At 35.9% G+C, this 20374-nt stretch carries 19 protein-coding genes, 3 tRNA genes and 2 pseudogenes; 12 read left to right on the top strand and 12 right to left on the bottom strand.

Features of this window, described 5'->3' with window-relative positions; translation table 11 throughout:
* Positions 1-7 precede the first annotated feature (7 nt).
* Complete coding sequence (rpsO, locus tag ACFZP3_RS00205) at positions 8-280, top strand: 30S ribosomal protein S15 (RefSeq protein WP_386086506.1); 273 nt, start codon at positions 8-10, stop codon at positions 278-280.
* Between the two features lie 14 nt (positions 281-294).
* The gene (pnp, locus tag ACFZP3_RS00210) at positions 295-2568 is read left to right on the top strand and encodes a polyribonucleotide nucleotidyltransferase (protein WP_253309920.1); all 2274 of its coding nucleotides are present in this window, start codon (positions 295-297) and stop codon (positions 2566-2568) included.
* 202 nt (positions 2569-2770) lie between these two features.
* Here the strand turns inward: pnp and rpe are convergent, their stop codons facing one another.
* Together rpe and ACFZP3_RS00220 are read right to left on the bottom strand one after the other, a co-directional pair.
* On the bottom strand, positions 2771-3451 hold the full coding sequence (gene rpe, locus ACFZP3_RS00215; RefSeq protein ID WP_386086509.1) for a ribulose-phosphate 3-epimerase: 681 nt from the start codon (positions 3449-3451) through the stop codon (positions 2771-2773).
* A gap of 117 nt (positions 3452-3568) precedes the next feature.
* Entirely contained in the window at positions 3569-3997 is a 429-nt protein-coding gene (locus tag ACFZP3_RS00220; protein WP_264731275.1) for a zinc-ribbon domain-containing protein, read from the bottom strand.
* Between the two features lie 73 nt (positions 3998-4070).
* Here ACFZP3_RS00220 and dapD point away from each other — a divergent pair, with 73 nt between their 5' ends.
* On the top strand, positions 4071-4901 hold the full coding sequence (dapD, locus tag ACFZP3_RS00225; protein WP_386086512.1) for a 2,3,4,5-tetrahydropyridine-2,6-dicarboxylate N-succinyltransferase: 831 nt from the start codon (positions 4071-4073) through the stop codon (positions 4899-4901).
* A gap of 6 nt (positions 4902-4907) precedes the next feature.
* On the opposite strand, the gene ACFZP3_RS00230 is transcribed toward dapD, so the two are convergent.
* The gene (locus ACFZP3_RS00230; RefSeq protein ID WP_007549418.1) at positions 4908-5192 is read right to left on the bottom strand and encodes a DUF2610 domain-containing protein; all 285 of its coding nucleotides are present in this window, start codon (positions 5190-5192) and stop codon (positions 4908-4910) included.
* Complete coding sequence (locus ACFZP3_RS00235; RefSeq protein WP_353273101.1) at positions 5193-5564, bottom strand: hypothetical protein; 372 nt, start codon at positions 5562-5564, stop codon at positions 5193-5195.
* 101 nt (positions 5565-5665) lie between these two features.
* On the opposite strand from ACFZP3_RS00235, the gene ACFZP3_RS00240 reads away from it, so the two are divergent.
* Entirely contained in the window at positions 5666-6709 is a 1044-nt protein-coding gene (locus ACFZP3_RS00240) for a class I SAM-dependent methyltransferase (RefSeq protein WP_386086515.1), read from the top strand.
* Between the two features lie 260 nt (positions 6710-6969).
* Here ACFZP3_RS00240 and ACFZP3_RS00245 read toward each other — a convergent pair.
* From ACFZP3_RS00245 to ACFZP3_RS00260, 4 genes are all read right to left on the bottom strand, one after another.
* Positions 6970-7056, bottom strand: a tRNA-Ser gene (locus tag ACFZP3_RS00245).
* Between the two features lie 31 nt (positions 7057-7087).
* Positions 7088-7894 (bottom strand): DUF2163 domain-containing protein, encoded by an 807-nt coding sequence (locus ACFZP3_RS00250; protein WP_264687893.1) that lies wholly within the window; start codon positions 7892-7894, stop codon positions 7088-7090.
* Between the two features lie 151 nt (positions 7895-8045).
* The gene (locus tag ACFZP3_RS00255; RefSeq protein ID WP_253309591.1) at positions 8046-8336 is read right to left on the bottom strand and encodes a GIY-YIG nuclease family protein; all 291 of its coding nucleotides are present in this window, start codon (positions 8334-8336) and stop codon (positions 8046-8048) included.
* 127 nt (positions 8337-8463) lie between these two features.
* Entirely contained in the window at positions 8464-10476 is a 2013-nt protein-coding gene (locus ACFZP3_RS00260) for a porin (RefSeq protein ID WP_353270886.1), read from the bottom strand.
* Positions 10477-10813: 337 nt separating this feature from the next.
* Between ACFZP3_RS00260 and ACFZP3_RS00265 the strand changes: the two genes are divergently transcribed.
* Entirely contained in the window at positions 10814-12154 is a 1341-nt protein-coding gene (locus ACFZP3_RS00265; protein WP_265016682.1) for a lipase family protein, read from the top strand.
* A gap of 43 nt (positions 12155-12197) precedes the next feature.
* Here the strand turns inward: ACFZP3_RS00265 and ACFZP3_RS00270 are convergent.
* The 4 genes and pseudogenes from ACFZP3_RS00270 to ACFZP3_RS00285 all read right to left on the bottom strand — a co-directional run bounded on the left by ACFZP3_RS00270 (position 12198) and on the right by ACFZP3_RS00285 (position 16083).
* A pseudogene (locus tag ACFZP3_RS00270) lies at positions 12198-13017 on the bottom strand (3'-5' exonuclease).
* Entirely contained in the window at positions 13010-13894 is an 885-nt protein-coding gene (era, locus tag ACFZP3_RS00275) for a GTPase Era (protein ID WP_386086518.1), read from the bottom strand. The pseudogene ACFZP3_RS00270 and the gene era overlap by 8 nt, the downstream one beginning before the upstream one ends.
* Before the next feature lie 359 nt (positions 13895-14253).
* Entirely contained in the window at positions 14254-15390 is a 1137-nt protein-coding gene (locus ACFZP3_RS00280; RefSeq protein WP_386086520.1) for an ankyrin repeat domain-containing protein, read from the bottom strand.
* Between the two features lie 620 nt (positions 15391-16010).
* A tRNA-Gly gene (locus tag ACFZP3_RS00285) sits at positions 16011-16083 on the bottom strand.
* Positions 16084-16263: 180 nt separating this feature from the next.
* On the opposite strand from ACFZP3_RS00285, the gene ACFZP3_RS00290 reads away from it, so the two are divergent.
* The 7 genes and pseudogenes from ACFZP3_RS00290 (at position 16264) to ACFZP3_RS00320 (ending at position 20373) form a co-directional block, all read left to right on the top strand.
* Positions 16264-16884 (top strand): ribonuclease D, encoded by a 621-nt coding sequence (locus tag ACFZP3_RS00290; RefSeq protein WP_264687899.1) that lies wholly within the window; start codon positions 16264-16266, stop codon positions 16882-16884.
* 125 nt (positions 16885-17009) lie between these two features.
* On the top strand, positions 17010-17333 hold the full coding sequence (gene trxA / locus ACFZP3_RS00295; protein ID WP_253309585.1) for a thioredoxin: 324 nt from the start codon (positions 17010-17012) through the stop codon (positions 17331-17333).
* A 42-nt stretch (positions 17334-17375) separates the two neighbouring features.
* A tRNA-Ile gene (locus ACFZP3_RS00300) sits at positions 17376-17452 on the top strand.
* Positions 17453-17530: 78 nt separating this feature from the next.
* On the top strand, positions 17531-18190 hold the full coding sequence (locus ACFZP3_RS00305) for a CADD family putative folate metabolism protein (RefSeq protein WP_253309584.1): 660 nt from the start codon (positions 17531-17533) through the stop codon (positions 18188-18190).
* 31 nt (positions 18191-18221) lie between these two features.
* On the top strand, positions 18222-18617 hold the full coding sequence (locus ACFZP3_RS00310; RefSeq protein WP_386086523.1) for a dihydroneopterin aldolase: 396 nt from the start codon (positions 18222-18224) through the stop codon (positions 18615-18617).
* Positions 18617-19897 (top strand): annotated as a pseudogene (gene folP, locus ACFZP3_RS00315) (dihydropteroate synthase). Before ACFZP3_RS00310 ends, folP begins: the two are co-directional and overlap by 1 nt.
* Positions 19894-20373 (top strand): dihydrofolate reductase, encoded by a 480-nt coding sequence (locus tag ACFZP3_RS00320; protein ID WP_264687902.1) that lies wholly within the window; start codon positions 19894-19896, stop codon positions 20371-20373. Before folP ends, ACFZP3_RS00320 begins: the two are co-directional and overlap by 4 nt.
* Position 20374 lies beyond the last annotated feature (1 nt).

Genomic DNA, 20374 nt, shown 5'->3' on the forward strand with positions numbered 1-20374 from the left:
GGTTTAGATGTCGATAATATCCAAAAAGAAAAAGAGTTTGATAAATATATATGCGATTAAAGAGGATGATACAGGTTCATCTTTTGTACAATGTGCAATTTTGACCGAGAGGATCAGTAACTTAACTGAGCATTTTAAAGTGCACAAGCATGACCATCACTCTAAGCGTGGTTTACTTATATTGATAGGTAGAAGACGCAAACACTTAAATTATATAAAGCGTAAATTTGGTAATGAAGCCTACCAGGAATTAATAGAGAAGTTAGGCATTAGAAAATAATCGAGGAATTTAGTATGTTTAAAATTATAAAAAAATCTATAGAGTGGGGTGGTCGTACCTTATCTTTAGAAACAGGAAAAATAGCACGCCAAGCTCATGGTTCAGTAGTTGTAAATTACGGTGATACTTCTGTTTTAGTAACTGTTGTACGTAAAAAGAAGGAAGAAAGCGTTGATTTCCTACCTTTAAATGTGCAGTTTATCGCAAAAAGCTATGCCATGGGTAAGATCCCTGGTGGTTTTTTTAAAAGGGAAGGCAAGCCATCTGATAGAGAAACTTTAATCTCAAGAGTAATAGATAGGAGTGTAAGGCCACTCTTTCCAGAAGGATTTCATGATGAAATTAGTGTGATGTGTAATCTATTAACTTATGATACAGTCAATCCTCCTGAAGTGCCAGCATTGATTGGTGCTGTTGCAGCTCTTGCGATTTCTGGTGTTCCTTTTCACTTTACTATAGCTGGAGTGATAGTTGGTTGTGATGAAAATAATAACTATATACTCAACCCTTCTGTTCAAGAGATGAAAGCAAGCAGCTTGGATCTGTTTTTGTCTGGTGATGAAAATTCGATTTTAATGGTTGAGTCAGAAGTGAAAGAGCTCTCTGAAGAAAATGTTTTTAATGCAATAAAATTTGGCCATGAACACCTTAAACCTGTCATTAAGCTCATAAAAGAGTTTGCTGATACAGTTGGCAATAAGCCTGAAAGCTTTGCTCCTGTTGATACATCAGATATAACACAAGAGCTCGAAAAATACGGTAAAGATTTTGAAAAAGCATATTCGCAAACAGTAAAACAAGAGCGAGTTCAAGCTCTAGAAGCGGTCAGAGAGAATATATTGAATACTCTTAAAGAGACTGGAAAAGATGAAAAGTTAATTACGTATGCAGTAAAAAACTTTGAAAGATCTTTAGTACGTGAAATAATTAGGAAGAAAGGTGTAAGGATAGACGGTCGTAAGCATGATGAGATACGTCAGATAGAAGTTGAAGTTGATATTCTGTCCAGAACTCACGGTTCTGCGCTGTTTACAAGAGGCAACACTCAGGCATTGGTTGTTACTGCTCTTGGTACTACTCAAGATGAGCAAATTGTGGATGATATTGAAGGGGATAGACGTGAGCATTTCATGTTGCATTATAACTTTCCCTCATTTGCTGTTGGAGAAACTTCTGCTGCACGTGCACCAGGAAGAAGAGAAATCGGTCATGGCAAACTTGCTTGGAAAGCAATTCATCCTGTTTTACCCGATAAATCTGAATTTCCTTATACAATAAGAGTAGTGTCCGAAATTTTGGAGTCTGATGGTTCTTCTTCTATGGCAACAGTTTGTGGGACTTCTCTTGCTTTAATGGATACGGGTGTGCCAATAAAGGCCCCTGTTGCTGGAGTTGCTATGGGCCTTATTAAAGATAAAGACGAGTATGTGATACTTTCCGATATATTGGGTGATGAAGATTATCTTGGTGATATGGACTTTAAAGTAGCAGGAACTAGTGAAGGGGTTACGGCACTACAAATGGATATGAAAATTTCTGGTATAAGCTTTGAAATTGTTGAAAAATCTTTAGAACAGGCAAAAGCTGGAAGATTACATATTTTAGAAAAAATGAATGCAGTGATTTCAGAACACAGTGATGACGTCAAAGACCATGCACCAAGGATGTTATCATTTTACATAGATAAAGACAAAATTTCTGCAGCTATTGGTGCTAAAGGAAAAAATATACGCAGTGTGTGTGAAAGAAGTAATGCAAAAATTGAAATAGGAGATGATGGTAAAGTTTCTGTTTTTGCCACGAGTGGCACTGAAGCTGAAATTGCAAAGAGTATGATGATTGATTCAATAACAGAACTAGAACAAGGTTCTATAGTTGATGTCAAAGTTGTAAAAATAGAGAAGTCTATTGTAGAGCTTGAATTTCTTAATGGCAGAAAAGGAAAAATGCACATAAGTGAAGTAGCTAATGAACACATAGATTCTATAGAGAGCATACTTAAACAAGATGATACTTTCAAAGCACTAGTAATTGACTTCGAAAAAGGTGGGTGTCCAAAGTTGTCAAGACGTCGAGTTGATCAAGAGACGGGAGAGTTTTTTGAAGGTGAGCTTTACAACGAGGAAAGGAAAGATGGTCCAAATGACAGGGATAATTATTACAATAATTCATTTAATAGAAAACCTGGAGGAAGTTACCATAAGAAGCCTTCTCGTCCTCGTTCTGGTTTCAGCAACAGAAATAAGCCGAAATTTGGTAATAATGATTCATCATCAGGCTTTTATTAAAAGTAAACTTCTTGCGTTACCTCTTGTCATCCAAGTAGCTTGACTACTTGGACCAGAGACTTTTTCAAATTGGTAGATAATAGAAATAATTTGTGTTAACTAGCTAAAGATCTTAGGTTTGCCAACATTCCGCTACGTGTTAGCGGCTGAGATACCGCGAATGAATCGCGGTATGACGTAGGGCTGCACTAGCTATATAGGATTACCACGATGGATTTTTAAGATCATTTACGGCCTTCTTAATATCTTCAGCCTTGAATATCGCCGATCCCGCAACTAAAATATCAGCACCTGCTTTTATTATATCAGTTGCGTTAGAAAAGTTAATTCCACCATCTACTGAAATTTGTGTTTTAAGATTACGCTCCTGTATCATTTTTTTTATAGTAGATATCTTGTTCAACTGTGAATGAATAAATTCCTGCCCTCCAAAGCCAGGGTTGACTGTCATAATCAGCACAATATCTAGCTCATGTATTATGTATTCAAGCACACTTGGGGAAGTTGAAGGAACAATTGAGACTCCAGCTTGAATCGTTTTTTTTGCGTCGTTTACATTTTTGTATGACTTTATCTTTCTTATCAACCTCTCAAGGTGTATCTCTACTTCTGCATGTACAGTGATAATATCAGCACCAGCATTTATAAAGCTTTCAATGTGGTTACCAGGAGATTTGACCATTAAATGCACATCAAAAGGAAGATTGCTATATTTACGTATTGCAGAGACAACGCTAGGACCAATTGTAATATTTGGAACGAAATTCCCATCCATAACGTCTATGTGTATGTAATCTACACCTAAATCGCTAATTTTTCTTACTTCTTCTCCTAATTTTGCAAAGTCTGCTGAAAGTATAGAAGGTGCAATTTTAATACTCATGAGCTGTTTTTTACTAAAAAATAACTTATTTTTAAGACTCTATCACCCTAATACTATTTGCATCATCTGAGTAGCTATAGGAACTGGATACCGATATCGGCGATGATTTATGCCTATTTAACTAGATCTTAAATTAGATAAAAAAAGGTAGTCTTGATAAAACTTATTTACAACAAGTTTTTTTACATTTGGATTTTCTGTTTGTTCTTTTTTGTACCCTAATTTATAGCTTATTGAATCCTTATATGAACTGATCGTTTTGTATGCTTTGTTCATCTCTCTAGGAAAGATGCCATTAGCAATTACGACGCATAACCCTGTAGCTGTTGCAAAAGCTAGAGTGGTAAATGCTAGATTTTGTAAAAAATTCCTTCCACTAATTTTTTTTTCCTGTATATTAGCAGAGTGCGATTTGTTTGACGCTTCTTCTAGATGTTCATGCCATATATGATTGCAGTTCGTACACTTTACCTTTCTTCCAAATGCACCAATTTGCTCAGAAGATACTAAGTAAGTTTTAGTACAACTATTACATTGTATTTTCATAGCACTTACATATAAAGTGGTAACAAGCTCAAATGATACAGAGCTATAAATTTAATATTAATATATATAACAAATGGAAGGTTTGCAACTAAAAAAAACACAAAGTGAGATAGAAAATATTTGGAAAAATAGAGAAAAATTTAATGACTGTAACCTAAAGGAAACAGCAAGAATAGCAATTAAAGAGGTAATTGAGCTCCTTGATAGTGGCAAAATTAGAGTAGCAGAAAAGCTATCAAGTGGAGAATGGGTAGTACATAAGTGGATAAAGCAGGCAATATTATTACATTTTCTCACTGAAGAAAACAAAATAATAGACAATACCAATTGCTGGTTTGACAAGATCGGTAACAAATTTAGTGAATGGAATGAGGAGAAATTTCGCCAGTTAAAAATTAGAGCAGTTCCTGGGTGTTTTGTCCGCCGATCTGCTTATATAGGTACAAATGTTGTTCTAATGCCAAGTTTTATCAACGTTGGTGCATATGTTGATTCAGGAACAATGATAGATACCTGGTCAACGATTGGTAGCTGTGCGCAAATAGGAAAAAACTGCCATATTTCCGGTGGAGTGGGAATAGGTGGAGTCCTTGAGCCTATTCAAGCTTCACCTGTCATTATAGAAGATAATTGCTTTATTGGAGCACGTAGCGAGGTAGCCGAGGGTGTGGTAGTGAGAGAAGGATCAGTCCTTGGCATGGGTGTGTTTATTGGAGCATCAACAAAGATTATTGATAGAGAAACTAGCGAGGTATTTTATGGCGAAGTGCCACCTTATTCTGTAGTGGTACCAGGGTCTATTCCATCTAAAAATAACATTTCAACCTATTGTGCAGTTATAGTAAAAAAAGTGGATGAAAAGACGAGATCGAAAATCTCTATAAATGAAATATTGAGGGATTAAACTATCTCACTGCTTGTCGTCACTTTTTTTATCATTATTACTAACCACAGTAATGGCATACGCACATAACTCTGAGAAAGAGACTCCATTTTCTTGAGATAGTTTATATAATTTTTGTAGACTTTCTTTTACTTTATTAGGGATATTCCCTCCACGTTCTTTTACAAGCCAGGAATCTTGATGATGAATTGGATGAGCATCACTTTTTGGATTTCCTATATATATTGCAAAAGGTGAACTTTGTCCTTTGAAGTCACATTGTACAGTAAATTTTTTTATAGATTCAGCCATCTAAAGACCTCTACTTTTCTTTTTGGTCGATTTTATAGCAGGTGGAAGAGGTGGTTTCTTTATAAAATCTTGTCTATTGACAACACTTTCTTTACCTTCCAAAGCTCGGCGAACATCAGCTCTGCTTAATTGCGACTCTTTTGCTACCTTCATTCCATGCTTTGCCATAATATTAGCATATGCTAGTACTTTTTTTACCAATTCTAGATCACCATCTAGCATTTGAACTAGCACTTGAAACACTTCCGCTAAAGTTAGTCCATCAGCATTTATAACCTTGTTTTCTATAAAATTGACAGCTTCTTCAAATTTGTATTCAATACTATCATCTTGAGGTATAAGGGCAACATAATCGGTGTTTTTGTCGTCCATAACTGAAGCACTATTACTCACAAACTTAAGTTTATACTATATATATAAATACTCTACTATTTTATATTATGGCACGCTATAGTTAAACATTTATTAATAACATGCTCACTTATATACACGAATTAATTGACAAAAGTCAAGGATCAATATCCATCAGTGATTTCATGAATGCCGTTTTGTACCATGAAAAATACGGCTATTATACGAGTAGATTACCACTTGGTAAGGATGGTGATTTTACTACTGCACCTGAGATCAGCCAATTATTTGGTGAAGTAATTGCAGTTTGGATAATGCATACATGGGAAAAATTAGGAAAGCCATCAAAATTTTCTCTAGTTGAACTTGGGCCAGGCAAAGGAACACTCATTCACGATATAATAAGAGTCACTAAAAAATACAGCAGCTTTTTTAATTCAATGTTGATCCACTTAGTTGAAATAAGCCCTACTTTACGGAAGATACAAAAGGAAAAATTAAAAGGCTTAGGTGTTAATTGGCACAAAGATATTGACAACCTACCAGAACAACCAACCATTTTTTTAGCAAATGAGTTCTTTGACGCTCTTCCGATAGATCAGTTTGTATATCGTGATGAGGGGTGGTATGAAAATAGGGTGACAAAACAAGATGATGGCAGTCTCTTGGTGTCATGCCAGTGCATGACACTGGAATCCAGAAAAAAAGAATCATGGATTCCAGTGTCAGCTACTTGCATGACAGGGAGTTTCGATGGTGCAGTGGTGGAAATATGTTCAACTGGGGTTGAAATATTAAAAAAACTTGAGAAGAAGATACATAATAATAAAGGAGCTGCTTTGATTATAGATTACGGTTATGTATATCCCGCGTATAAGAGCACTTTGCAATCGATAAAACAACATAAGTATGCTAATTTTCTTGAGAATGTTGGTAATAGTGATATTACTGCACTTGTGAACTTTCAAGCATTAAAAGATTCATTAAAACACGTAGATTGCGAGATTTTAACTCAAAGAGAATTTTTATATCTTTTTGGCATAAAAGAAAGAACCCAGGCTTTAATGAAAAGCGCAAGTGATGAACAAAGGAATAGGATCTTTAGTGAATTCTTAAGGTTGACTGAAAATATGGGCACTCTTTTTAAAGCAATGCTATTGATATAGCTAGCCCAAGAAAGGTTTCCCTACGTCATACCGCGATTCATTCGCGGTATCTCAGCCGCTAACTAGTAGCGGAATGACGAATTTGTTGTTTTTCAAATTGTAGGTAAACCTAAGTCACTTTAGCTATAGCATAGCTAAAGTAATTTATGTTATTGGGTAAGTTAAAAATATGATATAAATGAGATAAGAGGGAGCTACTCACTATAGGAATAGAGTTGCGCGCGCGACCGAGGGTTTTATACCATTCTAGAAGTAATATGCGGAAAAGGGGGGATTCGAACCCCCGACATATTTTCATATGTGCACGCTTTCCAAGCGTGTGCTTTAGACCACTCAGCCACCTTTCCATGCATATTCATAATATTGAAAATTGTGCTGCTAAACAATATAAAAACCTGGTATATAGGGTTCACCACGAAAATTTACAGTATTGTTAAACTTGCTTCTGCAAGTTGGAAATGTTTTATCGCAACCTGCGAGTATTGAATATTTATCCCCAGCAGAAATTTGGTATGGAGGCGAAGTAAACAACGTAACTACTTTATTTTTATATTCTTTTACTACACCTTCAAATGCTGTTGAGCCAAAGAATTTTACTACTCCGTGCTTATAATATTCATCACTCTCAGCTAAATTCGTGTCTTCAAATCTTCTTTCGTCTATTACTTTAGTGATTGTACTTATTTTACTAAATTTTTTAGTATCGGCTTTGCATTTATCATCGCAAAATTGTGCTCTGCATGCAGGAGAGTATAATTCTGCTATGCTTCTCTCAAGCTTTGCTGAGAGCCCTCTAATTTCAACAATAAATCTTCCACTACTTAATGTCACTTTACCAAAAGTTCCTGAATGTAGATTCATTGTTCCCTGGGTCAAGTCTTTATAATTCACAAGAAATATTTCAATATTTGCAAAGTCGTACTTTCCTGATAAAACATCTTCTTCTTTAATATCACCACTATTTAATATCCCTTCAATTTCTAGATTATCAGTTTTTAAATCGCTGTTTAATATTATACTACTGGCTGTAAATCCACTTGAAGATTTATAGAGTATATTATTAATATTTAAATCTTCATCATAGTCAGTGAATCCCATTACTTCTCCACCTGCAAGCGTTAATTTCCAGCACGTAGCAGTGGTAAGTAATTCTCCAGCTAAATGATTTTTTAGTGTGGTTTGCATAGGGGCCTCCTGTTTAATTGATTGAATTTGAAAGTAGCTATACGGCTAGTAGATAAGCCAGTGTGTTCTTTTCCCGTCATCTGAGTAGCTATAGAGTGTCATTCCAGTAACCATAGGGTGTCATCCCAGTGCGTGACACTGGGATCTAATTTTACCTGACTATGTTATCATATAAATCTACCCAATTTGGATTTTCTTTTTCGATCAAATCAGTCTTCCATTTTCTTTTCCAACTTTTTAACAGTCTTTCTCTATTAAGAGCTGAATTTATATCTTGAAATTCTTCAAAATGAACTAATTTATGTACATTGTATTTTGATGTAAAGCCAGAAATAACTTTACTCTTATGTTCCCAGATTCGTTTAATCAGATTTGATGTTATACCTGTATATAAAGTTCGATTATTCTTGCTTGCAAGTATGTAAACGTAATAATTTTGCATATAACTTAGATCCCAGTGTCACGCACTGGGATGACAGGAGAGAGGACACTATATGTTTATTTGATTGACAAATAAACACTAACAAATAAGATACACACCACATTAAATTGTGGTGTGTACTAGCTGGTTAGAAAGAAAACTTCACACCAGTAAGAAGGAGAATTCCTTGGTTAGAAGGTGCCTCTTCTGTGGTACTACCTGCTTTTGTAATCTTATGATTTGCGTTTTGTTTCTCGTTAGTCATAAAATAATGGAGAGCTGCGTAAGGAACAAATTTGCTCTTACTGCATGCAGGAGATAGATCATATTGAACGCCAAGTGCGCCATCGTGAAGCATATCTCCATCATTCATTCTGCTACCAAAGTACGTCAAACTTGTGTAGATATTCTCATATTGATAGCCAGCTCCTACAGTCCAATACATGGTGTCCATACTATCTTCACCAAATTGAGCTTTCAGCCCTTCCATTCTTTTGTTAGCATCAGGAAGCAGTTCATATTTTTCAATTTTATTATTAGCATCTTTTGTCAGTATTTCAATACCTTTTGGTTGACCAGATTTGCCCAGATATGCAAAAGAGGCAGCAAATTTTATGCCTTGATCCTCATTAATCTTATAATCAGCGCTTACACCCAAATTAACACCCATAAGGTCATTGTACTCTACAAATTCCTTATAAAGATGCTTATCTTTACTTGGTTTTTTCGCTTGACCATACTCACCAACTGCAGAAGTTTTAACTTTCACCTTATATTTATCAAAGTCATATTCATATGATGCACCAGCACTTATTATGTGCTCATAGTCTGGACCGACATGTTTTATCTCTTCCTTATGTTTTATTTTATCATTATCTGTACTATCCTTGAAAGGAACTGTTTCTTTTACAGTAAACAAGCTACTATCATAACGAGGTGAGTAGCTGATACCAAATCTTGCGCCCATATAATTTGGTGAGTAGTAAGCAACTCTAAATGGCAGTGTAGTCATAACATCTTTGTTGTATTTCCCTGCCATGCGGAAAGAGAATTTTTCACTTTCACTCGAAAAACTTTCAGTGTAAAGACGTGGTGTTACATAAAATGGAAAGCTCGCAGCGCTTCCTTCTAAGTTCACTTTTCTGAACCAGTCACTATCTGCAGCTCCGTCAACAGTTGCAATTCTTGTTGCATCAAGTCTCATCAGAGCCTCAGGACCAAATTGATAACCAAGCTTTAGATCACCATGTTTTGAATTTAAAAATACATGTGCACTCCTGCTCCTTGCAGCGTAAACACCCTGTGAAGCCCCTTTGCCTTCTGTAACTGGGACGTGAAATTGCACGTCAGCACCATAAAGAAGACCTAAATCTTCATTTTTATTTTCTGCTCTGAGGTGTAATATCGCATCAGCAGTCATACCCATATCGTTGCTGTAATCACCAATATTTCCTATTCCACTAGGGAATACGGGATTTGCTCCTTGTATCTTATCCTGAGGGGCAGTATAATACTCTATAGATCTGTTTGGCATAACGTTGTAACGTTTATACTCTTCACCACTTGGCCCTGCTTTGCCATAGCTTTGAGCATCAACAACACCACCAAAAGTTATTCTTAAGCCATCTTTTCCTTGGTTGGTGTCGATAATATCAACTCCACCAACTGAAACAACAGGACTTGCCTTACCTTTTTCCTCTGTATTTTTGTTAACAACTTTTACATCCTTCTTTACATCTTTAGCTTTAATTTTAGCATTCTTAGTTTTAGAAGCCTTAGTTTTTGAAACTTTACCTTTTTCTATATTAGAATTCTTAGCATTTAGAGCTTTCGCTTTTGAATCCTCTATAAGCTTTGCTTTTTTCTCATTTGCTAGCCTGATCTCCTCTTTTTTCTTCTGCTCGGCTGCTAATCTTAGCTCCTCTTTTTTCTTAAGCTCTTCAGCTTTTTTTCTTGGATCAGCATTACATATTCTGTCCATCTTTTCTTTCAGTTTTTTATTTGATGTTTTCATAACTTCTGTTTTTCCAGAAGTTTTTGTGCTCTCTTGCTTTTTTATTTCCTTCATACTCTCATCAGGAAAGTCAGCTGCAAAACTGCTGAAAGAACATAAAGTTAATAAAGAAACTAGAGCAGTTCTAGTATAAATAGATTTTTTCATGAAGTGCCCCCAAAAAATTTCGAAATCATTGTCTTAAATGTAAATATATAAAAATGTTGAAAATTCAACTTAAAGCAATCTTATAGCGAAAACAAAAGTAAAGTGCAACACCTTAAAAACAACTTTCTTAATATGCCTAACGTTTATATTAACCAAAATTTAGCACAAAGGTTAATATTTTTTGCTTGCTAGTGCATTATAACTCTACTATTTATTCTATGGAAGTAAAATTTTTTTATTCTAGCAATAAAAAGATTATAGAAAATACTATTGACAATAATATCAATCTACATTATAGTTAAATAAATTGTTTAGCTGATAGTAGATTGAGGTAGTTATGGATTTTAGTTTTTTACGCAATTGGTTTAGCACCACAGGTACTAGTGCAAGTAGTATAGATTCACAATTAGGTGATGTTGAACAATCAAGCTCCATCTTAGCAGATAACGGCAAATATAAGGTGGATGATGAGTTTGAGATCATTGAAGATTATGAATTTATAAATCCTGCTGACCCAAATGAACCACATTCTTTACCTTCTGCTTACCAGATAGATGAAAGTATCGCAGAAATTGCAGGGTTTGATAAAGAGAAATTATTGGAAATGAGTAATTTCTGTAAAATAAGCTATGGTGATAGTGACGATAAGTTAGATGAAAAAAAACATCATATATTAACTTGTAAAAATGTAAGTGAGGAAGATTTTATAGCTATTGAAGCAGATGGGAGAATGCACAAAGAAACTAATCCTTCTGAGGATATTATTTTTGAATTTAAAAAAATGTATAAAACTAGAGCTGAACTTTTTAGCGAAGGTTATAAAATCATTCCATTTGGTAATAGTTTCGAAGAAGATGCTGGGTATGTTTTCATAAAAGGTGAAGAAATAACAATAGCTTACCACGGTACTCGTGGCTTAAATGATGCAATCACTGATCTAAATGCATCTTTTACTACTTCAGAACTTTTACCTGACGGTGGAAGAATTCATCGTGGTTTTTATAATTCATTTACAGATTCATGGCCTAATCTTTATGGCATTTTGAAATCTCATGCTGAAAAACAAGGATCAGAAATCAAAGATTTTAAAATCAATCTCACAGGTCACAGTATGGGAGGAGCTATTGCTAAGATAGCTGCTTTATGCCTCAACAAAACAGAAGGCGCTGAAGATGTTCATGTTGCAACTTTTGCTGATCCAAGGGTTTTTGACCTGACTGCCAGTGAAATTTATAATGACGCTCTTCAGGAAAAAACCATAAGGGTCACTCACCATCAGCGAGATCCAGTGCCAGCATTGTGCCCTGGTTCGTTTGGTTATGCTCACGTAGGTGCACAATTAAGAGTATCGACACCAGAAAGATATTCTAGTCTAGTAAGTTATTTGCATGGAATAGATGGTTATCATGAGGCCGTTTATAGGATGGATGAAAGTGATTTTCGATCAAATAATAACGTATCTCTCTTTTACTATCCTGTTAGGATATTAAATCGAATTAACTCTGCAGTTTTAGGTAATGCTCAATATTACGCTGCCAATGCAGTAAATTATATTTTTGGTGGGTCAAATTTTTTCGAAGAAGTAAAAAATAAAAATTCTTCTCAGATTGAACAAGCAGAAGTTGTGCAAAGCAAGATAGCATATGAGAATTACTTGTCTACTGCAAGGAGTTTATAACTATTACTATGGAGCAATTATTAGATTGCTCCATAACATCTATTCATTTAAATTCAATATAAAAATTTCCACCACAACCATTCCTCTTTAAATTTTTTTAGATGTTCTTTTTTTTCGCACTCTAAAAGCAGCTCTTCCACGCTTTTGTTGTAGCTTTCAGTAGTAATCCTTCCCTGATGATGCATGAACCTCAAGTAAATCAAATAAGTGTTAATCACATCTGTTTCACAATAATCTCGAATCTCTTGTATCTTGCCGCTATCATATAAGCCCATAACTTGTGACCCATCAACTCCAATCTTGCCAGGAAGGTTAAATGCTGCACAAACTTCGTTCATTTTTACTCTTGCAGAGGCTCCAAAATCAGAGAGGGTTTCAAGTAAGTCACAATGCCAATCACTACTATATCTCTGATTGTAACTATTCCACTTATCACCAGCTTTATGAAAGTATTCTGCTTGAATGCCATGGACCATAGCACGATACTTCAGTACTGGTATATCAAAAGTGCGTCCGTTGAACGAAACTAATCTTGGCTTTTTCTCTGATATGTAGTTAAAAAATCCTTTCACTAGCTCCTTTTCACTGGAATTTAGTGTGCCTCCAGATCTTATTTCTTGCAGTGTGAACACCTCATAACCGCTCTGGTGGCTTATATTGCAAAGTAAAAAACTGATAACTACAATTTGGTGGAAGGGCTGACGCAGAAAAGAGTTTTGCCCGTTTGTTATTTCCAGGTGGTATTTTGTTAATGCATCCCTTTTCTCTTCTACACTACTATCATCACTAATATTGAGTAAATTTTTGCAGGAATTTACATCTGGTATAGTTTCAATATCAAATACTAACAAAGAATTAAGCATTGCCTATATACTCCTCAGGACGGTCGATCCAAAGTCGCACTTTTACGAACAAAAAGAGGTGAACCTTGCACTCAAATAATTTTTCTAGTTCAGCACGTGCTTCGATATTAATTTTTTTAATATTACTGCCATCTTTCCCTAGCACTATTTTTTTATGACTATCTTTCAACACGAATATGATCTGTTTGATGACTAAACTCTTATCTTTTTTTTCCTCAAATTGTTCAGTTATAACAGCTGTAGAGTATGGCAATTCTTCACGCAAGTTCAAGAATAATTTTTCTCTCGTAATTTCTGCTGATAAAAAATTTGTCGAGGAATCGGTTATTTGATCTTCTTCATAAAACCAAGGGCTCACCGGTGCAACTTCAGACAAGTAATTCATCAAATCAGAAAGTCCATCATTCTTTAATGCTGATATCGTAAAAACTTTTTCAAATTTATAAAGCAAATTCAGATGCTCATGCGCCATCTTGAGTTCTGGCCTTTTTACCAAATCAGTTTTATTGATAACCAAAATGCATCTGCCTTTTGTGCGCTGCAGCCGCGTAAATATAGTCTTAATTCTTTCTATATTTTTCAAATAATTGCTTACATCAACAAGTAACAAAGTGATGTCATCACCCTTGATTGCTGACCGTGCAGATTTGACTAAAGCTTTTTCAAGTTTTGTTTCTGCTGAGAAAATTCCTGGGGAGTCAGTAAAGACAATTTGTGTGTTGTTGCATGTTGCAATACCCCTTATTTGCGTCCTTGTTGTTTGCACTTTGGGTGTAACAATTGCAATTTTCTTGCCTATGATGCTGTTAATTAATGTAGACTTCCCAGCATTTGGTAAGCCAGCTATGGTTACAAATAAGCACTTTTGTTCTTTCACAAAGGAAATTATAAAGAAAACTGGATGCCAGTGTCAAGCACTGGAATGACAAGTTCTCGGCAACCCCTACGTCATACCGTCACGGTATCTCTAGATCCCGCTAACACGTAGCGGAATGACAGCAATCCTACGTCATACCGCCGCGAACCGTCATACTGTCACGGTATCTCATCCGCTAACAAGCAGCGGGATGACAGCAATTCTACGTCATACCGCCGTGGTATCTCTTAGCCGCTAACACGTAGCGGGATGACGAATTACTTAACCGTCATACCGCGATTCATTCGCGGTATCCCAGCATAGATTCCGCTAACAAGTAGCGGAATGACGGTAAACCTAGATTACTTTAGCTATAATTATTAAGCTGCACCTGCTGGATTTGGTGATTGACTATTAAGAAACTCTGCCCTAGCTTCAGTAAACTCAGTTGAGGGTCTTGAAAAGAACATAATTTTTATTGCACAGCACGCACTACATAATGCAACAGCAGCCATACCTACTGCAAGAGTAGAACACCAAACTTTACCTATGTACGCGTCTGCAACCCCAGAAATCAAGGCAATACTACCTGCTGTAGTTAATAGCGTAGCACACCCAATCCAGAATGCTTTCTCATAATTAATAGCACCAAACATTTCTCCAGCATCACTGCTAGCACCAGCAACACAGTCCACTGGTTTTTTGCCATCTTTATCCTTCAAACCTGGATCAGCCCCTTTTTTTAGAAGTAATTTCGCAATTTCAACGCTACCGCCGAAAAAATGTCCACTGCACAAATAGTGCAGTGGTGCCTTACCTTGATTATCTTGCATATTAAGATGAGCGCCTTTACCCAAAAGTAATTCCACAGCTTTATGACGAGCAATGCCATAACAACTATAAATAGCATAATGAAGTGGTGATTTACCTTCTTGATCTCTTTTATTAGGGTCAGCACCACGCTCCAGGAGTAATTCTATGATTTCATTATAACATTTATTACAGGCCTTGTGTAACGCAGTACAACCTTGTTTGTCCTGCGTGTCACAATTAGCACCATTTTCCAAGAATAGCTTTATAATTTCAATGTTCCCTCCTTCTTTTATAGCAAGTATCAGTGCTGGATAGGCATATATATTATCATTAATATAATCACCAAATTTTCCATCTTTACTGCTCTTGAACTTGGAAAAAAGTTTTTTCAGAAATGCTGTATTTCCCTCTGAGATAGCCTCATATAGATAAAACTTTAAATCTTCAGGAGAATTAATTTCATCTAAATTTTCATCAGTCAGTTTTGTAACTTCTTCCGTATCTTTTCCAGTGAGAAGGTCATATGCAGCACCTAATTCTTTAAATTTCTCCTCGTTGTATTTTTGCACATCCTCACTTGCACTTGAATGTTTATCAGGATGATATTCAAGAGCTAATTTTCTATATGCTTTTCTAATTTCGTATTCACTTGGATTATCACTTGGACTAAAGCCTAATATTTTTAAAGCTTCCTTTCTATTCACAATAAACCTCCTACTGGAATATCTTAAGCTAAGTATAACCCAAAATTTCAAAAAGCAAAGCTTTTTATGTTAAACTGCATCCACTGCGCAATCCCATAACTGTACAAACATTGTAATTTATCTCCATCTAGGAAAGGGTGTCATCCCAGCGCCCCTATGATGTCATCCCAGTGCCCAGACACTGGGGATCTAGTTTTTCATAAATGGTGCATTTTAACATAACTTTTATACTTGATAAAATTCCTGGATTCCAGCATCAAGTGCTGGAATGACACCTCTCTTTGAGCTATAAACATTAAGAAATTTACCAAATGAAAAAAAAGGCAAAAGAAGCCCCGAGTAGCGAGTTTTGACTCTATATTACTGTAAGTGGCGCTGTAATAATGTGCTAACGCTTAAAATAAGCGCGATTTGGCTGAATGTAGAAAAAATAAAAAAGACATGCAGCCGCTATAATTTTATGTAATCCGCCAATAAATACCCTAAGTTTTTTACTGAATTTTGTCATTGAGCCTGCAGGTCAAAAACAAGTTTTGAGTCATAAATACCCTTATTGTCATAATAAGGGCGCTGGCGAAATATGTCAAGGGATTTTTGACGAAATGATTTTGAAAGTAAAGAGCGGGAGAAGGGGTTCGAACCCTCGACCTCAACCTTGGCAAGGTTGCGCTCTACCAACTGAGCTACTCCCGCAATTAAATTAACCTAAATTTACTTAATTATAGGCATATACAGCGATTTGTAAACCCCGTGTACACGAAAAATGTGAGAGCCCATAAATTTGCGTGGTTCCTTCTATGATCTTTTCGTATACTTAAGGCTCATTTTTGATTATCATAGGTTTTCAATTGTGCCAAAAAATGTATTAATTTTATGGGAATATTTTTATATAAAGACGACTTGCCAGCTAGTTCAATACCAGATGATATAAGTTCTATAGCTGTTGATACCGAGGCAATGGGGCTACTTCATAGCAGAGATAGATTATGCCTTGTGCAGCTCTCTTTTAATGATGGCAACGTTCACTTAGTTCAACTCAAGAACGATTACACAGCGCCAAATTTGAGAAAAATATTAGAGGATAAAAATATAACTAAAATATTTCACTTCGCGCGATTTGATGTAAGCATAATACGTTATTACTTGGAAATTTGGGCACTTCCGTGCTATTGCACAAAAATAGCTTCACGTTTAGTTCGCACTTACACAGATAATCATAGCTTAAAAGAATTGTGCTTAGAACTACTTGATACCAAATTAAATAAGCAGCAGCAATCTTCTGATTGGGGAAATGAAAATTTGACAGACAAACAAAAAAATTATGCTGCATCTGATGTTTTGTATCTCCATAAGATAAAGGAAAAGCTAGATTTAATGTTGGAACGTGAAAATAGAAAAGAATTGGCCCAAAAGTGCTTTGAATTTCTTCCTACTCGCATTGAGTTAGACTTAATGGGTTGGGAAAACGTGGATATCTTTAATCATCAGATATAACCATTTGTGAGAAGTTTTTTGTTTGTGCAAGACACTTTAGGGCAATTTTTCAGAAGAATTTAGTTGATTAACTGTTGATTGATGCGCTATATTTTACAAGCAATCGTTCTAAGTTTAGGTATTTTATGAGTGATGACATTATATCAGTAAATGATCAAAATTTCAAATCTGAAGTCACTGACTATAAAGGGTTTGTTCTGATAGACTTTTGGGCAGAATGGTGTGGGCCATGTAAAAGTCTAATGCCGCGTATTGAACAGTTGGCTAAAGACAGAAAAGGCAAGATTAAGATCTGCAAGTTCGACATAGATGAAGGGACTGAAGTGCCAAGTAAGTATGGAGTGCAATCTATACCCACTTTAATCATATTTCAAGATGGTAAGGAAATTGCACGCAAAATTGGTGCAACAAATGATTTGCTAAGTTGGGTTGATAGTGAAATAAGCTAATAGACAAATTTGCTTTTGTGTGTATTATAAATATTGATAAAAGGGATTGTAGCTCAGTCGGTTAGAGCAGTTCGCTCATAACGAATTGGTCGTAGGTTCGAGTCCTACCAATCCCACCATTGTGTTGATCTTAGCATGATCGTAACAATGAGAAAACTATAGTATATGAATTATATGTTGATATAATAGAGGAAATAATGGAATTTACTAAATCTTTGAATAATAAGTTAGATGAGTTGCACTTACTAAATCATCCATTCTACCAATCATGGAATACAGGAAGCTTAAGCTTGCAAGCTTTACAAACCTATGCTAAAGAATATTATCACCACGTTGCTGCGTTTCCTCGTTATATCAGTGGTATACATTTTTTGTGCCCAGATCTAAAAATGCGACAGGTTTTGCTTGGTAATTTGATAGAAGAAGAACAAGGTGATGAAAATCACCCAGAGTTATGGAAACGTTTTGCTGAAGGGCTTGGTGTAACACGGTCTGATCTCCATAAGGATGCACAGATTAAAGAGACACAGGAGTTAGTTGATGGTTACTTTGATATTGTACGATCAGACTTTGCTTCCGGTTTGGGTGCACTTTATGCTTATGAACGTCAAACTCCAGAGGTTTCTAAGTCTAAAATTGAAGGTTTAAAAAAACACTATTCAATAAGTGATGAGCGTTCTCTTCAATTTTTTACGGTTCATATGCATGCTGATGAATGGCATTCTGAGGAATGTGCAAATCTTATTGCAGACTTAAGCGAAGAAGAGCAAGAGAAAGCCATGCAAGGCGCTAAAAAAGGAGCAAAACTCTTGTGGGGTTTTCTTGACGGGATGATGAACGCTAGTGTGTGTCATTAATTGTAAGTAGATTAAACTCAGTGATATTAAAATGCAATGTAATCTTCTTATATCTGACCTGCGGCTTTGGGTTCATTTAGGATGTAGTGCAGAAGAGAAGTTTCATTCTCAATTAGTTAGTGTTAATATTGATTTTACCTTTAAATCCTCCCCTTTAGGACTTACAACTGACCGGCTTGAGGATACTATATGCTACTTGGAGGTAGTTCAGAGTATTCAATCTCTCGTTCAAAGCAAGCAATTCAATTTAATCGAGCACTTAACCCATGATATATACAGAGCCATTAATAATCTTTTGGTGCAAAAAAAACATATTATTTCTTCCATAAGAGTGACTACTCACAAAGTTGCACCACCCGTTCCCGGTGTGCATGGAGGTGTTCTCTTTACTTATTGTAATACATTACAAGAACAGGAAGATAACTAATGATCTATATTTCTATTGGCTCAAATATAGGAAATCGCTTTTCCCATTTACAAAGGGCTGCTCAGTTACTAAAGGAACGCTATTTTAAAGATTTAAAGTCTTCGATCATTCTAGAAACTAAGGCCATTTTACCAAACGGTGCTCCACCTGAGTGGGATAAGCCATTTCTCAACATGATTGTCTATGGAAGTTGTTCTTCTTCTCCCGAAGAGCTATTAAAAGGTCTAAAACAAATTGAGTGTGATATTGGCCGTTCGCAGGTCCATGAAAAGTAGGCACCTCGCGTTATTGATTTGGATATTTTGTTATGGGATGATCTAACGCTCGATACACCCTACCTTAGAATTCCTCACCCAGAATTGATAAACAGACCATTTTTGCTTCACTTGATGGCAATGCTGAGCCCCATGGCAGTAGTTAACAAAACGTTTGGTACTGTTAACCCTAACATTAAGGATTGCTTTTTAAGGAGTTTTACGCTTTCACCAGAGCTTGTAGGTATTGTCAATATTACTCCTGATTCATTTTCAGATGGTGGTCTTTATTATGATTCAGATCAAGCAACCAAGCAGGCACTGCGGCTGTTATCAGATGGTGCAAGCATAGTTGAACTTGGTGCTCAATCAACAAGACCTGGATCTTTAATGCAGATCCCAGAGGAAGAGTATGCACGTCTAAAGCCAGTACTTGATAATCTTAGCGATTATATGAAAGCTGGCGATATTAAAGTCAGCATTGATAGTTTCTGGCCAGATGTTATTTTGAACGTTTTGGAGCACTACAACATTGCCTGGGTAAACGATCAGAAGGGAGATCTAGATGATAATACCTTAAAAGCAATTGCTAGCAGTGGATGTGGCATCGTTATTATGCACTCACTTTCCATACCACCACATAGAGACAACATTATCCCAAGTGACATTGATCCAATTGATAACATAAATAATTGGGCAGAAAGGAACATTAATAGATTACTAGCTCTAGGTTTTGATCAAAGCTCGATCATTATTGATCCTGGTATTGGTTTTGGCAAATCTATGTACCAGAATATCCAGATTTTACGCAGTATAGAAACGTTACAAAATTTTGGCTGCAAAGTTCTGGTTGGCCATTCTAGAAAGTCATTTATTTCTTCCTTTTCTACAGAACCTGTCTTTAACCGAGATTTAGAAACAATTGCTTTATCATCTGCATTGCACAACAAGGTTGATTTCCTTCGAGTGCATAATGTGCGTGATCACATGCGATTTTTTGCAGCTCAAGCTGCTTTACAGGGATGATAGTTATCGGAATTATGGCTGTTGATCCCAAGGGGGTAATTGGAATAAATAATGGATTGCCCTGGCATTATCCAAGTGAGTTAGATCATTTTCGTCAGGTGACTGACAAACAAGTTATTGTTATGGGAAGAAAAACATTTGAAATAGTACCCCAAAACATATTGAAGGATCGTATCCCTGTTGTTTTTTCTCGTAACAAGTTAAGTTCTTGTTTTAATAGAGGTATAAAGTGCACTATTATTTCTTCTATGCAAGAGTTTTTGTCAATCCAAAGTAGTTCTAAAGTCTTTATGATTGGTGGAGCACAAATAGCGCACCTTTTTTTGGAGTATGATCTAATCTCAGAGTTTATCATAACAGAAATTCACAGACTTTATAAAGGTGATGTATATTTCAACTTAACACTTCTTGATGGATGGTATAAAACCGCTCTTGCTCAAACAAAAGATTATACTATATGCAGGCTAACACGTTAAT

The sequence above is a fragment of the Wolbachia endosymbiont (group A) of Norellia spinipes genome (assembly GCF_964273535.1).

Coding starts and splice junctions, on each gene's coding strand:
- ACFZP3_RS00240 (WP_386086515.1), top strand. CDS start 5,666: ATGCTCACTTATATACACGAATTAATTGACAAAAGTCAAGGATCAATA.
- ACFZP3_RS00265 (WP_265016682.1), top strand. CDS start 10,814: ATGGATTTTAGTTTTTTACGCAATTGGTTTAGCACCACAGGTACTAGT.
- ACFZP3_RS00290 (WP_264687899.1), top strand. CDS start 16,264: ATGGGAATATTTTTATATAAAGACGACTTGCCAGCTAGTTCAATACCA.
- ACFZP3_RS00255 (WP_253309591.1), bottom strand. CDS start 8,336: ATGCAAAATTATTACGTTTACATACTTGCAAGCAAGAATAATCGAACT.
- trxA (WP_253309585.1), top strand. CDS start 17,010: ATGAGTGATGACATTATATCAGTAAATGATCAAAATTTCAAATCTGAA.
- rpsO (WP_386086506.1), top strand. CDS start 8: ATGTCGATAATATCCAAAAAGAAAAAGAGTTTGATAAATATATATGCG.
- ACFZP3_RS00320 (WP_264687902.1), top strand. CDS start 19,894: ATGATAGTTATCGGAATTATGGCTGTTGATCCCAAGGGGGTAATTGGA.
- ACFZP3_RS00235 (WP_353273101.1), bottom strand. CDS start 5,564: ATGGACGACAAAAACACCGATTATGTTGCCCTTATACCTCAAGATGAT.
- pnp (WP_253309920.1), top strand. CDS start 295: ATGTTTAAAATTATAAAAAAATCTATAGAGTGGGGTGGTCGTACCTTA.
- ACFZP3_RS00305 (WP_253309584.1), top strand. CDS start 17,531: ATGGAATTTACTAAATCTTTGAATAATAAGTTAGATGAGTTGCACTTA.
- ACFZP3_RS00250 (WP_264687893.1), bottom strand. CDS start 7,894: ATGCAAACCACACTAAAAAATCATTTAGCTGGAGAATTACTTACCACT.
- ACFZP3_RS00260 (WP_353270886.1), bottom strand. CDS start 10,476: ATGAAAAAATCTATTTATACTAGAACTGCTCTAGTTTCTTTATTAACT.
- ACFZP3_RS00310 (WP_386086523.1), top strand. CDS start 18,222: ATGCAATGTAATCTTCTTATATCTGACCTGCGGCTTTGGGTTCATTTA.
- rpe (WP_386086509.1), bottom strand. CDS start 3,451: ATGAGTATTAAAATTGCACCTTCTATACTTTCAGCAGACTTTGCAAAA.
- dapD (WP_386086512.1), top strand. CDS start 4,071: ATGGAAGGTTTGCAACTAAAAAAAACACAAAGTGAGATAGAAAATATT.
- ACFZP3_RS00230 (WP_007549418.1), bottom strand. CDS start 5,192: ATGGCTGAATCTATAAAAAAATTTACTGTACAATGTGACTTCAAAGGA.
- ACFZP3_RS00220 (WP_264731275.1), bottom strand. CDS start 3,997: ATGAAAATACAATGTAATAGTTGTACTAAAACTTACTTAGTATCTTCT.